This is a genomic window from Achromobacter sp. RT286_PF (assembly GCF_059760425.1).
In genome coordinates this window covers 22,618-37,642 of the sequence record NZ_JCBAMR010000023.1, presented here as the reverse complement: position 1 = coordinate 37,642, position 15,025 = coordinate 22,618, and the positions used below count along the sequence as shown (strand labels likewise).

Sequence of the window (15,025 nt, the reverse complement as noted above, 5' to 3'; positions counted from 1 at the left end):
GCCCCGCCACGCCAGTCACACCGTCAGGCTGATCCAGGTCGTCTTCAAGTCCGAATATTTGTCGAGCGCGTGCAGGGACTTATCCCGGCCCGACCCCGATTGCTTGACGCCGCCGAACGGCACCGTGATGTCGCCATCGGCGTAGCAGTTGACCCAGACCAGGCCGGCGCGCAGGCGGCGCGACAGGCGATGCGCGCGCGACAGGTTGGCCGTCCACAGGCCCGCGCCCAGCCCGTAGACCGAGTCGTTGGCCAGCGCAATGGCTTCGTCTTCGGAGCCGAAACGTTGCGCGGCCAGCACCGGGCCGAAAATTTCTTCGCGGACCAAGGCGGAATCCTGGTGCGCGCAATCGAAAATGGTGGGTTCGATGTAGTAGCCGCCCGTGTCGCTGCGCGCCTGCTTGCCGCCGATGCGCAACGTTGCGCCTTCGGACTGGCCGGCGGCAATGCGGTCCAGCACGCCCTGCATCTGCCGTTCGTCCACCATCGCGCCCATGGCGGTGGCCGGGTCCAGCGGGTCGCCCGGCTGCAACGTGGCCGCCACCGCCGCGACTTTTTCCATGAAGGCGTCGTAAATGCCGTCCTGCACGTACAGGCGCGAGCCGGCGATGCACACTTCGCCCTGGTTCGAGAAGATGGCCAGCGCGGCGGCTTGCGCGGCGCGGTCCAGGTCGGGGCAGTCGTCAAACACGATGTGCGGCGACTTGCCGCCACATTCTAGCCACACCCGCTTCAAGTTCGATTCGCCCGCATAGCTCATGAAGCGCTTGCCCGTGGCGGTGGACCCGGTGAACGCCACGCAGTCCACGTCGGGGTGGCGGCCCAGCGCCTGCCCGGCCACGGCGCCCAGGCCCGGCACCACGTTGAAGACGCCGGCGGGAATGCCGGCTTGTTCCGCCAGCGCCGCCAGCCGGATGGCCGACAGCGAGGCCTGTTCGGCCGGCTTCAGGATGACGCTGTTGCCCGCCGCCAACGCGGGCGCCACTTTCCAGGCGGCCATCATCAGCGGGTAGTTCCACGGCACCACGGCGGCGACCACGCCCAGCGCTTCGCGCGTGATGGTGGCCAGCGCGTCCGGGCCGGTCGGGGCGATCTGGTCGTAGATCTTGTCGATGGCTTCGGCGTACCAGGCGTAGCAGCGCGCGGTCTCCGGCACGTCGAAAGCCAGCGCGTCGCGGATGGGCTTGCCCATGTCCAGCGTTTCCAGCAGCGCGAGTTCTTCGGTGTGTTCGTCGATCAGGCGGGCCAGGCGCAGCAGGCGTTCCTTGCGTTGGCGCGGGGCCAGCTGGCTCCAGACGCCGGCTTCGAACGCGCGGCGCGCGGCGGCCACGGCGCGGTCTACATCGGCCTGGCCGCAAGCGGCTACGTCGGCCAGCCGCCGGCCGTCGATGGGGCTGGAGGCGGCGAACGTAGCGCCGTCGGCGGCGTCGCAGTAGGCGCCGTCGATGTAGGCGCGGCCGTCGATGCGCAGCGTGGCGGCGCGGTCATGCCAATAGGCGCGGTCGTGTTGGCTCATGCGGGTTCTCCGGAATGAAGGCGGGATGGGGGGGTGGAGCCGGGGGGCGTATCGCTGTGCGCGTTGGCGCGCGCAACCATCGCGTCCAGCAGCACGTTGCAGCCCGCTTCCAGGTCGGCGGGCTTGGCGTCTTCGATCTCGTTGTGGCTCACGCCATCCTTGCAGGGCACGAAGATCATGGCGGTGGGCGTGACGCTGGCCATGTAGACGGCGTCGTGGCCGGCGCCCGTCACGATGTCCATGGCGGCCAGGCCCCGGCGCGTGGCGCCGTCGCGCACCTTTGCCACCAGGTCCGGGTCGAACGGGGTGGGCGGGAAGTACTGCACCTGCTTGACGTCAACGGCGACGCCGTGGCGTTCGGCTACGTCGGTGCACGCGGCCAGCCAGCGCGCGTCCATCTGCGTCAGCGTGGCTTCGTCTTCATGGCGCAGGTCCACGGTGAAGCGGACCTGACCGGGGATGACATTGCGCGAGCCCGGATGCGCATGGATTTCGCCCACCGTGCCGCGCCCATGCGGTTGGTTGTCGTTGGCGATGCCGATCACCGCCTGCAACAGGAACGTGGCGGCGTACAGCGCGTCGCGGCGGATGGGCATGGGGGTCGGGCCGGCATGCATTTCCATGCCGGTGATCACCACGTCGTACCAGCGCACGCCCAGCGACCCGGTCACCACGCCGACCACTTTGTCTTCATGTTCCAGGATGGGGCCTTGTTCGATGTGCGCCTCGAAGTACGCGCCCACCGGCCGCCCACCCACGGGGTCCGCGCCCGCGTAGCCGATGGCGGCCAGTTCGTCGGCCACCGACTTGCCGTCGTGGTCGCGCGCGGCCAGCGCCACTTCCAGCGGGAATTTGCCGGCGAATACGCCGGAGCCCATCATCACGGGCAAAAAGCGCGAGCCTTCTTCGTTGGTCCAGATGGCCACTTCCAGCGGCGCCTCGGTGACGACGCCGTGGTCGTTCAGGCTGCGCATGACTTCCAGCCCGGCCAGCACGCCGTAGCAGCCGTCGAACTTGCCACCGGTGGGCTGCGTGTCGATGTGGCTGCCGGTCATGACGGGCGGCAGGTCGTTGTTGCGGCCGGCGCGGCGCGCAAAGATGTTGCCCACCTGGTCCACGCGCAGCGTCATGCCGGCCTCGCGCATCCAGCCGGTGACCAGGTCGCGGCCCTGGCCGTCCAGCGCGGTCAGCGCCAGCCGGCAGTTGCCGCCCTTGGGGGTGGCGCCGATCCGCGCCAGGTCCATCAGCGACTGCCACAGCCGCTGTCCGTTGATCGAAATCGTGCTTGTCATGGGTTCACGTCCTGTCAATGGCCATTGTTGGCGGAGTTCGGGTTGCCGTTGCCGCGCGCGATGCGGGCTTGCGCGGCTTGGCGGATGCCCATCAGCGTTTCGCCCGGGGCGATGCCGTTGGCGTCGTAGCGGATTTCCAGCAGCGCGGGCAGGCTTTCCTTATCGGCAAAGGCCAGCGCGCGTTCAAACGCGGGTCCGAAATCTTCCGTGGTTTCCACGGCTTCACCATAACCGCCGTAGCCCCGGATGATCTGCGTAAAGTCGGGGTTTTCAAAGCCCAGCGCAATCGTGCGGGCGGGGAATTCGCGTTCCTGGTGGGCGCGGATGGTGCCCCAGATACTGTTGTTGAACACCAGCACGACCACGCCCAGCTTGTACTGCAAGGCCACGCCCAGTTCCTGCATGTTCATCTGAAAGCAGCCGTCGCCCGCATAGCACACCACGGTGCGGGCACGGTCTTGCAGCTTGGCCGAAATGGCGGCGGGCAGGCCGTAGCCCATCGACCCCACGGTAGGCGTCAGGCTGGTGCCCGGGCCGGTGTAGCGGCGATAGCGGTGCGGATACAGCGCGTAGTTGCCCGCGCCCACGGTGATGCAGGCGTTGGCCGGCACGTGCGCGTCCACGTAGGCGGCCGCCGCGTCCAGGCTCATCGGGCCGGGCGCGGGCAGCGGGGTCAGGCTGTCCACCAGTTGCTGATGCGCGATGCGCACGGCCTCGCCACGCGGCTTGGCATGACCGGGCGCCAGGTCCGCCAGGCTGGCGGCAAAGCTGGCCACATCCGCCACGATGGCCTGCGTGGGCGAAAACACCCGACCCAGCTCGGCGGCGTCCGGGTAGACGTGGATCAGCTTCTGGCGCGGCAGCGGGCTTTCGATGACGGTATAGCCTTCGGTCGTGGCTTCGCCCAGGCGCGTGCCCACGGCCAGCACCAGGTCGGCGTCCTTGACGCGCTGGCGCAGTTCCGGCGTCATCGCCCAGCCGACGTGGCCGGCGGCGTTGGGATGGCGCTGGTCAAAACACTCCAGGCGGCGCCACGCGGTGCCCACGGGCAGCTCGAAGCGTTCGGCAAAACCGGCAACCTGGTCGATGGCGGTCTGGTGCCAGCCATTGCCGCCCAGCAGCAGGAAGGGGCGTTCGGCGGCGTTCAGCAATTCGGTCATGCGCGCCAGATCGGCGGCGCCCGGGTGGCTGTGCACGCGCGGGTAGCGCGGCAGGTCCGCCACGCGGGCCGTGCCCCACAACGTGTCTTCGGGCAGCGCCAGCACCACGGGGCCGGGCCGGCCGCTGGTGGCAACGGCGAAGGCGCGCGAAATGAACTCGGGGATCCGGTCGGTGCGATCGATCTGCGCCACCCACTTGGCCATTTGCCCGAACATGCGGCGGTAATCGATTTCCTGAAAGGCTTCGCGTTCCATGAAGTCGTTGCCGACCTGGCCCACGAACAGGATCATCGGCGTGGAGTCCTGGTAGGCGGTGTGCACGCCGATGCTGGCGTTGGTGGCGCCCGGGCCGCGCGTGACGAAGCAGATGCCGGGTTCGCCCGTCAGCTTGCCATAGGCCTCGGCCATGTAGGCCGCGCCGCTTTCCTGGCGGCAGACCACGGGTTCGATGGCGTCGGTGTGTTCGTTCAGCGCGTCGATGCACGGCAGGTAGCTTTCGCCGGGAATCATGAACACGCGGCGCGCGCCATGGATGCGCAGCTGCTGCATCAGGATCTGGCCGCCGTTGCGTTCGGGAAGTGCGGATGACGTCATGCAAGGTCTCCTTGTTGTGGCACGGCCTGCGCGCGGCGCTCGGCGGCCCATCGTTCGAATTGGTCATGGCGCGCCAACAGGCGGCGCGCGGTGTTGTAGGTGGGCGGGTCGATGCGTTCGGCGTCGTGGCGGCCGGCGCGTTGCGCCTCGAAGCGCGCCACGCAGTCGCGCGCGGCGTCCACGTCTGGCGGGGCCGGAGTGAACACCTGGTGGATCAGGGGCACCTGTTCGGCCACCGTGGCACATTTGGATTTCAGGCCCAGGCGGCGCGCCCAGCGCAGGTCCGCTTCCAGCGCGGGCAGGTCGCGGTAATTGAACGGGCAGTCGATCGGCACGCAGCCGGCGGCGGTGCAGTCCACCAGAAAGCGGGCGCGCACGGCGTGCAGTTCGATGCCGTCCTTGCCGCGCTCGGCGCCCAGGCTGGCCGTCAGGTCTTCGGCGGCCAGCAGGCAGGCGGACACGCGCGGGCTGGCGGTCAGGATGTCGTAGGCCCGCACCAGCCCCAGCGCCGATTCCAGCGTGGGCGCGATCTCGGTACTGCCGGCGGGCAAGCCCAGTTCGGCTTCCAGCGCCGTGATGGCCTGATCCAGCGCAACGATCTGCGCGGCGCTTTCGGCGTGCGGCAGGAACACCGCATCGGGTGCGCCCGGCATCACGCCGCGCAGGTCGGCCAGCCCGTCGTCTTCCAGCTTGTTGATGCGCACGGCCGCCACGACGCCCTGCGCGCGGCACGTGGCGAACAAGGCCGCAATGCGTGGCCGGGCGGCGGGCCGTTCCACCGCCGCGGTGAATTCTTCCAGGTCGGCCACCAGCGCGTCCGTGCCGCTGGCCAGGCCCGCGGCCTGCGCGGCGGCGTCCATGCCGGGTACGAACATCCAGCTGCGGCGCAGCGCGGCGGGGCGGCGTAGATAGGTGTGGGTGGTCATTGCACGTGCCTCGGCAGGAACAGCACCAGTTCAGGAACAAACGTCAGCAGCAACATCACGCTGGTCATGGCCAGCATCATCCAGGACAGCGGGCGCAGCGTTTGCATCATGTTGATGCCGCCGATCTTGCAGGCGGCCATCAGGTCTACCCCGACCGGGGGCGTGTTGGCGCCGATGGCCATGTTGATGGACAGCAGAATGCCGAAATGCACCGGGTCGATGTTGTAGTGTGCCAGCACCGGCATCACCACGGGGGCCACGATGATGATGACGGGGATGGCCTCCATGAAGGTGCCCAGCAGCAGCAATACCACCGTCAGCACCAGCAGCACGGCCGTCTTGCTGTCGGTCCATTCCACCAGCAGGGTGGATAAGGCTTGCGGCACCTGTTCGGCCACCAGCACCCAGGCAAACAAGCCGGACGCGCCGATGATAAGCAGGATGGACGCGCTGCTTTCGCCGGTGGATTTCAGGTTGTCCCACAACGATTTCACGCTTAGCGTGCGGTACCAGAAAAAGCCGATCAACAGGGCGTAGACAATCGCGCTGGAGGCGGCTTCGGTGGCGGTGAAGATGCCGAAGCGGATGCCGCCGATGATCAGCACCGGCACCATCAGCGCGGGCAGCGCATCGATGGCCGCGGCGCGCAGTTCGCCCCAGGAAAAAGGCTGGCCGCCCGCCCAGTTGTGCTTGCGCGACTGCCAGATGGCCACGCCGATCAAGGACAGGCCCAGCAGGATGCCCGGGATGATGCCGGCCACGAACAGCTTGCCCACCGACGTATCGGTGATGGTGCCGTAGACGATCAGCACGATGCTGGGCGGGATGATGGTGGACGTGGCGCCCGCGCTGCCCACCAGCGCGCAGGAAAAGCCCTTGTCGTAACCGCTACGCGCCATGGCGGGCAACAACAGGCTGCCGATGGCGACCACGTCGGCCACGCCCGAGCCGGACAGCGCGCCGAACATCAGGCAGGCCAGCACGGCCACGACCGCCAGGCCGCCCTTGATGTCGCCGACGATGGCGGCGCACAGGCGCACGATGCGCTGCGTCAGGCCGGCGCCGTTCATCAGCTGCGCGGCCAGGATGAACAGCGGAATCGCCAGCAGGGTGAAGCTGTCCAGCCCCACCACGTACTGCTGCGCCGCCACCATCATGGGCGCCGAGTCATACACGGCCAGATAGGCCAGGCACGACAGCACCAGGCCGAATGCAATGGGCATGTCGATCAACACGGTGATCGTAAACACGCCCATCAGGAAGAGAGCACCCGAAGACATCTTGTTATTCCTTTGCCGTGGCGGGGGTGGGCGCGAACAGCTGCGCCAGATGGACGACGATGGTGACCGCGCACGCAAACGGCAACGCCAGGTAGACCGTGCCGGCGGACACGTCCAGCGCGGGCAGCGTCTGGTCGCCCGTGAGCTCGGCCAGTTGCCAGCCCGCGTAGCCCAGCGCCGCCAGGCCCACGATGACCAGCAGCTGGTTCAGCCGCTCGAAGGCATTGAGCACGCGCGGGCTGCGCACCACGAAAGGCAGCAGGCCGGCCATCAGGTGAGAGCGTTCGTAGCTGCACGCCACGCCGCCGATGAAGGCCGACCACACCAGCACCAGGCGCGGCAATTCCTCGGCCCAGTGCGGCGTGGTGTGCGTGACAAAGCGCGAGAACACCACGTAAGAGATCAGGATCGCCAGCAAGGCCACCGCCAGGGCGGCAAAGGCCTTGCTGATGCCCGACAGGATGGCGGACAGTCGGTTAAGCATTACTGGGCCTCGCGGTACTTCTGCACAATCGCCATCAGTTCGGGGCCGTAGGTGACCGAGTAGGTCTTCCACACGGGCAGCACGGCGGCGGCAAAGGCGGCCTTGTCGACCTCGTTGACCTGCATGCCTTTTTCTTTGAGCTGGGCCACGAACTGCTGGTCGCCGTCGGTGATCATCTTGCGCTGGGCGTCGCGCCACTTGTCGGCGGCGGCCTGCACCACCTTCTTGTCATCGGCGGAAATGCGGTTCCAGACCGGCTTGGAAATGATCAGGTTGGCCGGGCCCCACACGTGACCCGTCAGCGACAGGTACTTCTGCACTTCAAAGAACGACGACGTGTAGATGATGGACAAGGGGTTCTCTTGCGCGTCGAACACCTTTTGCTGCAACGCCGAGTACAGCTCGCCAAAGGCCAGCGGGGCCGGGTTGGCGCCCAGCGCGGTAAAGGTGTCCAGGCGCATCTTGTCGGGCGTGACGCGGGTTTTCAGGCCAGTCAGGTCGGCGGGCTTGTTCACGGGGCCGCGATTGTTGGTCACGTGGCGAAAGCCGTTTTCCCACCACGAGATGATGGTCAGGTTTTTCTTGTCGGCCAGCTTGGCCAGCGCCTCGCCCAGCTCGCCGTCATAGGCCTTGTAGGCTTGCTGCGACGACGACCACGTGTAGGGCAGTTCCACCACGCCGAACTTCGGTTCAATCGGCTGCAACGAACCCGAGCCGATGATGGCGGCGCCCTGGCTACCGATCTGCAAGCCTTCCAGCATGGTCTTTTCGTTGCCCAGCTGGCCGCTGGGGAACAACACGAAGTTGACGCGGCCGGCGGTCTTTTCCTTGACCTCGGCGGCAAAACCCTCGGCCGCCTTGTTCCAGCTGTGGCTGGGAGCCAGCACGTGGCCCAGCTTGATGTCCAGGGCGTGGGCGGACAGCGGCGCAAAGCCGGCCACGGCAAGCAGAGCGCCGCCGATCAGGGCGCGAAACGTTTGGGGAGCGTGGGTCATGAAGTAACTCCAGATGCAAGAGAGAAGTAGGGGTGGTGGGTTCAACAGGCGGCGGGGTGCGGCCCCGCTCAGTAGGATTGCGCCCGCATGGATGCGGGGTGGCCGGGCAGGGGGATACGCGTACCGGTATCGGTCAGGCCGTTGTCTCCCACGGCCAGCACCTGCAAGGTTGCGTCCAGAAAATTGCCGACATACAGGTAGCGGCTGTCGGGGCTGAAGGCGATGCCTTCGGGCAAGGCGCCCACATCGATCGCGCCCGCGCGGGTGACGCGCAGGCCGTCGATGTGCAACAGCACGATCTGGCCGTGTGGATGGTGGAACCAGTCGGACGACGGGTTGTTGGAGCCCTGCACAATGGCCACGGCGGCGTGGCGGCCATCGGGGCTGATGGCGATGCCTTCGGGGCCGTCTTCCACCATGATGCGGTCGACGACGCGTGGCGGATCGCTTTGCAAATCCACCACGCTGATGGAATCGGCGTGGCCGTCGGACGCCGTGGGGCTGCCCATGTCCACCACCAAGGCCAGCGCGCCATCGGGCGACACGACCAGGTTGAACGGCACCAGCCCGGTGGTCAGGTCTTCGGACGGATCGTGCGTGACGCGGGGCGTGGGGCCGGTGTCGTCGACGTGTAGCACGGCCAGCCGGTGCGTATCGGTTTTGACGACGTAGGCGCGGCGGCCATCGGCCGAGAACGACACGGCGACCACGGGCGTGCCCAGGTCGATTTCCCCGCAGACGGCCACGTGGCCATCGCGGATGGTCAGCACGGACACCGAGCGGCCGGCCTTGTTGGCGACGAGGGCCATCGTGCCCGCGCGGTTGATCGACAGGCCGGACGGTTGCAAGCCCGCTTGCAGCGTCTGCACGATGGCCGGCGGCGTGGCGGTCAGGTCCACCACATACAGGTCACGGCCCGGGGTGGGCTGCCAGCCCTTGCTGTCGGCGCGTTCGGGCCACGCCATGGAATCGGCGATCAAGGCCAGGCGCTGGTCCGGCGTGACGGCCAGATTGACGGGCGGACCGAACAGCGAATTGGGTAGCGGCAGGGTGGCCACCAAGGCGGGCGCGGCGGGGTTGGCGGCGGCGTCGAAGATGCTGAGCGAGTCGCGGCCGGGCGCCAGGAAGCGGATCCGGCCGTCGTCCCAGGTGACTTTCTCGTCGTTGCCGACCAGCAGGTAATGCGGGGCGGGGGCAGGCGGTTGCGCCGCTGGCATCGGTGCGCTGCCGGGTGTGGCGGCCAGGGGCGTTGTCGGGGGGATGGTCGTCACCGGGCTGGTCGTCACTGCGGTCGGGTGTGCGTTCATGCCGCCAGCTCCCGCGCTTCGGGCACGGCCAGCGTCGCGCCGATCAGTTGCCGGGTGTACGGGTGCTTGGGTGCAAAGTAAACCTGGTCCGCCGCGCCGCGCTCGACCACGCGGCCGCCTTGCAGCACGACGATCTCATCCGCAATGTGCTGCACCACCGCCAGGTTGTGGCTGATGAACAGATAGCCCAGGCCGCGTTCGCGTTGCAGTTCCATCAGCAGGTTCAGGATCTGCGCCTGCACGGAAACGTCCAGCGCGGAAGTGGGCTCATCGCAAATCAGCAGCTGCGGTTCCAGCATCAGCGCGCGGGCAATCGCCACGCGCTGGCGCTGGCCGCCCGACAGTTCACGCGGGTAGCGGCCGGCAAACGCGGGCACCAGCCCCACGGCGTCCATCATGCGGCGCACGGCCGCCGCCTGCGAGGCGGCGTTGCCGATGCCATGCACGCGCAACGGCGCGGTCAGGATTTCGTTGATGGTGCGGCGCGGGTTCAGCGACGAATAGGGGTCCTGGAACACCATCTGGATGCGGCGTGCGCGGGCGCGGGCGGGCATGGCGGTCAGCGGTTTTCCGTCCAGCAACGCCTGCCCTTGGGTGGGCGCCAACAGGCCCAGCATCAGTTTGGCGATGGTCGACTTGCCGCTGCCGGATTCACCGACCAGGCCGATGGTCTGGCCGGCGGGCACATGCAGGTCGATGTCATGCAGGATGCGCGGCGCGGGGCGGCGCGAGAACAGGCTGGCGCGGCCGTAGTGGAACGACAGCGCGTCCAGGCGGATGCTGCCGGGCGCGGTGCTTGGCGCGGTGGCGGGCGGGGTGGCCGACGGCATGGCGGTGGCCTTGTTCATGGGAGTATTCATGCCAGGGCTCCTGCGCGCAGCGCGCCGGGTTTGACGCACAGGCAGCGGTGTTCGCCCTGCACGCGCGGGGCGATCGGCTGCGCGCAACGCGGTTCGGCCACCGGGCAACGATCCCGAAACGCGCAGCCCCGGATGGCGGTGTCCAGCGACGGCACGGCCCCGGCGATGGTGGGCAGGTCGGTATGCGGCGCGGTGCGTCCGGGTTGGGGGATGCAATTCAACAGCATGGTGGTGTAAGGATGGCGCGGGTCCGCCAGCACCTCGGCCACGCTGCCGCCTTCGACGATGTCGCCCGCGTACATGACGATGACGTGGTCGGCGATGCGCGCCACCAAGCCCATGTCATGCGAGATGAACACCATGCCCAGGCCGAACTCGGCCTGGATGTCGCCCAGCAGGTCCAGCAATTCGGCCTGCACGGTAACGTCCAGCGCGGTCGTGGGCTCGTCGGCAATCAGCAATTCCGGGCCGCACATCAGCGCCATGGCGATCATCACGCGCTGGCGCAGCCCGCCCGACAGCTCAAACGGATACTGGCGCATGCGTTCTTCCGGGTTGGTGATGCCGACCCGGCGCAGCAGGTATTGCGCGCGCTCGGCGGCCTGGCGGCGGCTGACGCGCTTGTGCCGGCGCATCACGTCGATCAGTTGCGTGCCAATCTGAAACACCGGGTTCAGCGACGTCATCGGATCCTGGAAGATCATGGCGATGCGCGCGCCGCGCAGTTCGGCCAGCTGGCGCGGCGTCAGCGCGGACAGGTCTTGCCCGGCGAACTCCAAGCGCGTCATGCGGCGGCGCGCGGCGGCGGGCAGCAGGTCCAGCAGCGCCAACGCCGTCAACGATTTGCCGCAGCCCGATTCGCCGACGATGCACAGCGTCTTGCCGCGTTCCAGCGTGAAGTCCACCGCGCGTACGACGTGCTTGGTGTGCGTGGCGGTGTGGATGTCGATATGCAGGTTTTCAACCCGCAGCAGGGGGTGGGACGTCGCGGTCATGGCCTCAGCCCTTTTTCATCTGGATGGCGCGCAGCGTTTCGCCCGCGCGGTTCACGCACAGCACCAGCACGAACAGCACGATGCTGGGGATGACCACCAGCGATGGCTGGAACAACATGTTTTCCTTGCCCTCGGCAATCATCAGGCCCAGCGACGGCATCGGCGCGGGCACGCCCAGCCCCAGGAACGACAACGACGCTTCCAGCGTGATGGCCATGGCCGCGTCCACCGTGCCGATGATGAGCAGGTTGCCCACCAGGTTCGGCAGAATGTCGCGCCAGATGATTTGCAGAGGCGTGCAACCTTGCAGCCGCGACGCGGTGACGAATTCGGCGTTGCGCAGGCCGGCGGCCATGGTGCGCGCCACCAGTGCGTAGCGTTCCCACAGCAGCAGGCCCAGCACCAGCACCACCACGGTCAGCGATGCGCCCACCACCGACACCACGGCCAGCGCCACCAGGATGATGGGCAGCGCCAGGCGGGCGGTAATCAGAAAGGACACGGCGCGGTCCACGGCGCCGCCGAAGTAGCCGGCGACCACACCCAGGGTGGTGCCGATCAGCCCGCCCATCAGCGCGACCGACAAGCCGATCAGCGCCGACACCCGCACGCCGTACAGCGCGCGCGCCAACACGTCGCGGCCCAGCTGGTCGGTGCCCAGGATGTGGTTCCAGTCACCGCCCTCAGCCCACACGGGCTCTTGCAGACGCGCCAGCAGGTCTTGCGAATAGGGGTCGTGCGGGATCAGGTACGGGCCGATCAGTCCGGCCAGCACCAGCAGGGCCAGCACGGCCAGGCCAAGCAGTCGGCCGGCGCGGGCCAGACGGTCGCCGCGCGTTGCGGCGGGCAGGGAAGTCGCGGTAGCGGTCATAGCGGTAGTCATCAGGCGGCTCGCACGCGGGGGTCCAGCCAACCGTTGACCAGGTCGGCAAGCAGGGTCAGCACGATGTAGATCAGCGCAAAGATCAGGATCAGTGCCTGCATCGTGGGGAAGTCGCCACGCAGGATGGACGTCCAGGCCAGCAGCCCGGCGCCATTGATGGCGAACACGGTTTCGATGACGACGGAGCCGGCCAGCAAGGTGCCCATCTGCGCCGCCGCCAGGGACACCAGCGGCCGCAGCGCGTTGCGCAGCGCGTACTTCAACACCACGCTGGCGCCGCCCAGGCCCATCGCACGCGCGGTGCGGATGTAGTCGGTGGCCAGCACGGTTTCCATTTCGGATTTCATCAGCCGCAACATCGCCGGCATCGCGAACAGGCCCAGCGCCACCACCGGCATCACGTAGTGCTTCCAGGTGTCAAAGCCCGAGGCGGGCAGCCATTGGTTGCGCACGCTGAACACGATGATGAGTAAAAACGCCAGGCAGAACGGCGGCATGGCCTGTGCGCAGGCGGACAGCAGCATGGTGGCGCGGTCCACCAGCGAGCCTTTGCGCAAGCCGGCCAGCACGCCCAGCGGTATCGCCAGCAGTAATGCAAAGGCCATCGCGGCCATGCCCAGTTTGGCGGTGGCGGGGAAATGCTGGCCCAGCAATTCGGCCACGGGACGGCTGAAGTACAGGCTGTCGCCAAAATCACCGCGCACCACGCCCGCCAGCCAGCGGCCGTATTGCACCAGGATGGGATCGCCAAAGCCGTGCTGTTGCGACAGGCGGGCGGCGTCGGCCGCGCTGCCTTCACCGGCCAGGCGCGCGGCCGGGTTGCCGGACGCAAACACCAGCGAAAAGCTGATCAGCGATACGAACACCACCAGCAGGGCGGCGACCAGCAAGCGGCGAAACAGGAATGCAATCATGGGTCAACCTATAGAGCTAGCGTCGGCTGGCGGCGGCGCATCGGCAAGCATCGACATGCCGCGGCTTGCGTCGGCGCGCGCCGTTCCGCCCAGGCGCATCAAGCGCCTGGATCGGACGGGCACAACGGTTGGAACAACGCCTGGGCGCGATGGCCGCCGGATCAGTTCCAGGTGGCCTTGTAGAAACGCGGAAACTCGTCGCCATCCACCGAGAAGTTAAGGTCCTTGGCCTGCACGGCGTTCAGCGAGTGGTTCCACAGCGGCACCCAGTACGCCTGGTCGGCCACGATCTTCTGCGCGGCGGCGTAGTTCTTCGCGCGCAGGTCGCGGTCGACCGACGTGTCGGCGGCTTCCAGGTACTTGATGACGTCGGCGTTGCGCGCCTGGTCGTCCGGGCCGCCACGGAAAAAGTTGCTGGTCGACAGCGCCGCGTCGGCAATGCCGTACGAACCCCAGTTGGACGCCAGCATGGCGATCTTGCCGTCGCGCCAGTTGGTCATGGCGGCGCCGTATTGCTGTTCCACCAGGTTCACCTTGATGCCGGCCTGCGCCATTTGCGCGGCGGCCGCATCCAGGATGCTGCGCGGCGGGGCCGAGATCACCAGGTCCAGCGTGATGCCGTTGGGGTAGCCGGCCTGGGCCAGCAGCTGCTTGGCACGGGCGGGGTCGAACTTGTAGGTCTGCACATCGGCCGAGCAGCCGAACTGCGCCGGGTTGCAGGCGGCGTTGATGACCTTGGACGCGCCGCCGACCAGTGCCTTGCGGATGGCTTCGCGGTCGATGGCGTGGTTGATGGCCTGGCGCACTTCCTGCTTGGCCAGCGGCGACTTGCCGTCGTCAAAGCGCGGGTTCAGCGAGATATAGCTGATGCGCATGATGCTGCTGCTTTTCACGGCAACCGACGGCGTTTTCTCCATGCGCTTGGCCACATCGGGCGGCACGCGCCAGATCCAGTCCAGGCCGCCGGACAGCAGCTCGGCGTACTGCGTGTTGGCGTCCGGCAGCACGCGCACCACCAGTTTCTGCACGGCGGGCTTGGCGCCGAAGTAATCGTCAAAGCGTTCGTACACGTAGCGGCTGCCGGGCTGGCTGTCGGTCAGGCGGTAGGGGCCGGTGCCGATGGGCTTGGCGCCCATGTCGGACTGGTTGGCCTCGTAGTACTTGCGCGGATAGATCGGCAGGTTTTCCGACAGCATTTCCAGCGCCAGCGGGTAGGGCGTCTTCATCTTGATGCGCACGGTGTCGTCGCCGACTTTTTCGGCGCGGGCAATCCAGGCCACCTGGTTCTGAAAGCGCGCCTTGTAGGTGTCGGACGACACCAGGTTCAGCGTGTACAGCACGTCGTCGATGGTCAGCAGCGAACCGTCGTGAAATTTCACGTCGCGGCGAATCGGCAGGTCGATCGTGGTGTCGTCCACGAACTTGTAGCCGGTGGCGATGGAGGGGCCGAATTCACCCGTGTCCTGGTTTTTTTGCAGCAGACCCGAGAACACCATGCGCGCGAGCGCCAGGCCGGGGCGGTCTGATTCCTTGTAGGCGTCCAGCGTGGCGGGCGCCGCGTCGAACGCGATGTTGAGGGAATTGTCGGCCTTGTTGGCCTGGGCGGCATGAGCGCCTAGCGCCAATAGCGCCGCGCTTATTACCTTCACGGTACGGGTCAGCTGCATGTTTTTCACCTTGAACTGTTTTTATGTGTGTGGACGACGGGTGCTGCGGGGACTGCGAATTCACGTTTCAACGGACAAGCCGATCCCCTTGCCGCGGGCGGCGCTATCTGCGCCGGCGGTGCTTGCACGGTCGGTAAGGGGAGAAGCCCGGGC

Annotated in this window: 13 protein-coding genes; all 13 read right to left on the bottom strand. The window is 67.5% G+C overall.

Going from position 1 to position 15,025, the window contains the following annotated elements; all coding sequences use genetic code 11:
* Positions 1-15: 15 nt before the first annotated feature.
* Positions 16-1,515, bottom strand: a complete 1,500-nt coding sequence (locus tag AC6LJY_RS17930; protein ID WP_498136473.1) for an aldehyde dehydrogenase — start codon at positions 1,513-1,515, stop codon at positions 16-18.
* Positions 1,512-2,807 (bottom strand): Zn-dependent hydrolase, encoded by a 1,296-nt coding sequence (locus AC6LJY_RS17925; RefSeq protein WP_498136472.1) that lies wholly within the window; start codon positions 2,805-2,807, stop codon positions 1,512-1,514. Before AC6LJY_RS17925 ends, AC6LJY_RS17930 begins: the two co-directional genes overlap by 4 nt.
* 14 nt (positions 2,808-2,821) lie before the next feature.
* Entirely contained in the window at positions 2,822-4,561 is a 1,740-nt protein-coding gene (locus tag AC6LJY_RS17920) for a thiamine pyrophosphate-dependent enzyme (RefSeq protein ID WP_314360507.1), read from the bottom strand.
* Positions 4,558-5,487, bottom strand: a complete 930-nt coding sequence (locus tag AC6LJY_RS17915; protein ID WP_498136471.1) for an HpcH/HpaI aldolase/citrate lyase family protein — start codon at positions 5,485-5,487, stop codon at positions 4,558-4,560. Before AC6LJY_RS17915 ends, AC6LJY_RS17920 begins: the two co-directional genes overlap by 4 nt.
* Positions 5,484-6,767, bottom strand: a complete 1,284-nt coding sequence (locus AC6LJY_RS17910) for a TRAP transporter large permease (protein WP_046807328.1) — start codon at positions 6,765-6,767, stop codon at positions 5,484-5,486. Before AC6LJY_RS17910 ends, AC6LJY_RS17915 begins: the two co-directional genes overlap by 4 nt.
* Before the next feature lie 4 nt (positions 6,768-6,771).
* Positions 6,772-7,251 (bottom strand): TRAP transporter small permease, encoded by a 480-nt coding sequence (locus AC6LJY_RS17905; RefSeq protein WP_046807327.1) that lies wholly within the window; start codon positions 7,249-7,251, stop codon positions 6,772-6,774.
* The gene (locus AC6LJY_RS17900) at positions 7,251-8,246 is read right to left on the bottom strand and encodes a TRAP transporter substrate-binding protein (protein WP_498136470.1); all 996 of its coding nucleotides are present in this window, start codon (positions 8,244-8,246) and stop codon (positions 7,251-7,253) included. Before AC6LJY_RS17900 ends, AC6LJY_RS17905 begins: the two co-directional genes overlap by 1 nt.
* Before the next feature lie 68 nt (positions 8,247-8,314).
* The gene (locus AC6LJY_RS17895; RefSeq protein WP_498136469.1) at positions 8,315-9,553 is read right to left on the bottom strand and encodes a lactonase family protein; all 1,239 of its coding nucleotides are present in this window, start codon (positions 9,551-9,553) and stop codon (positions 8,315-8,317) included.
* Positions 9,550-10,383 (bottom strand): ATP-binding cassette domain-containing protein, encoded by an 834-nt coding sequence (locus AC6LJY_RS17890; protein WP_498136496.1) that lies wholly within the window; start codon positions 10,381-10,383, stop codon positions 9,550-9,552. Before AC6LJY_RS17890 ends, AC6LJY_RS17895 begins: the two co-directional genes overlap by 4 nt.
* A 26-nt stretch (positions 10,384-10,409) precedes the next feature.
* A complete protein-coding gene (locus AC6LJY_RS17885) occupies positions 10,410-11,408 on the bottom strand; it encodes an ABC transporter ATP-binding protein (RefSeq protein ID WP_498136468.1) in 999 nt (332 codons plus the stop codon).
* 4 nt (positions 11,409-11,412) lie between these two features.
* Positions 11,413-12,291 carry an ABC transporter permease gene (locus AC6LJY_RS17880; protein ID WP_498136467.1) on the bottom strand — a complete coding sequence of 293 codons (879 nt, stop codon included), beginning with the start codon at positions 12,289-12,291 and terminating at the stop codon, positions 11,413-11,415.
* On the bottom strand, positions 12,291-13,205 hold the full coding sequence (locus AC6LJY_RS17875; RefSeq protein WP_498136466.1) for an ABC transporter permease: 915 nt from the start codon (positions 13,203-13,205) through the stop codon (positions 12,291-12,293). Before AC6LJY_RS17875 ends, AC6LJY_RS17880 begins: the two co-directional genes overlap by 1 nt.
* A gap of 161 nt (positions 13,206-13,366) precedes the next feature.
* Positions 13,367-14,872 carry an ABC transporter substrate-binding protein gene (locus AC6LJY_RS17870; protein WP_498136465.1) on the bottom strand — a complete coding sequence of 502 codons (1,506 nt, stop codon included), beginning with the start codon at positions 14,870-14,872 and terminating at the stop codon, positions 13,367-13,369.
* Positions 14,873-15,025: the final 153 nt, after the last annotated feature.

Excerpts from the sequence above, each read along its gene's own strand:
- AC6LJY_RS17930 (WP_498136473.1), bottom strand. The coding sequence starts at position 1,515 with ATGAGCCAACACGACCGCGCCTATTGGCATGACCGCGCCGCCACGCTG.
- AC6LJY_RS17925 (WP_498136472.1), bottom strand. The coding sequence starts at position 2,807 with ATGACAAGCACGATTTCGATCAACGGACAGCGGCTGTGGCAGTCGCTG.
- AC6LJY_RS17920 (WP_314360507.1), bottom strand. The coding sequence starts at position 4,561 with ATGACGTCATCCGCACTTCCCGAACGCAACGGCGGCCAGATCCTGATG.
- AC6LJY_RS17915 (WP_498136471.1), bottom strand. The coding sequence starts at position 5,487 with ATGACCACCCACACCTATCTACGCCGCCCCGCCGCGCTGCGCCGCAGC.
- AC6LJY_RS17910 (WP_046807328.1), bottom strand. The coding sequence starts at position 6,767 with ATGTCTTCGGGTGCTCTCTTCCTGATGGGCGTGTTTACGATCACCGTG.
- AC6LJY_RS17905 (WP_046807327.1), bottom strand. The coding sequence starts at position 7,251 with ATGCTTAACCGACTGTCCGCCATCCTGTCGGGCATCAGCAAGGCCTTT.
- AC6LJY_RS17900 (WP_498136470.1), bottom strand. The coding sequence starts at position 8,246 with ATGACCCACGCTCCCCAAACGTTTCGCGCCCTGATCGGCGGCGCTCTG.
- AC6LJY_RS17895 (WP_498136469.1), bottom strand. The coding sequence starts at position 9,553 with ATGAACGCACACCCGACCGCAGTGACGACCAGCCCGGTGACGACCATC.
- AC6LJY_RS17890 (WP_498136496.1), bottom strand. The coding sequence starts at position 10,383 with ATGCCGTCGGCCACCCCGCCCGCCACCGCGCCAAGCACCGCGCCCGGC.
- AC6LJY_RS17885 (WP_498136468.1), bottom strand. The coding sequence starts at position 11,408 with ATGACCGCGACGTCCCACCCCCTGCTGCGGGTTGAAAACCTGCATATC.
- AC6LJY_RS17880 (WP_498136467.1), bottom strand. The coding sequence starts at position 12,291 with ATGACTACCGCTATGACCGCTACCGCGACTTCCCTGCCCGCCGCAACG.
- AC6LJY_RS17875 (WP_498136466.1), bottom strand. The coding sequence starts at position 13,205 with ATGATTGCATTCCTGTTTCGCCGCTTGCTGGTCGCCGCCCTGCTGGTG.
- AC6LJY_RS17870 (WP_498136465.1), bottom strand. The coding sequence starts at position 14,872 with ATGCAGCTGACCCGTACCGTGAAGGTAATAAGCGCGGCGCTATTGGCG.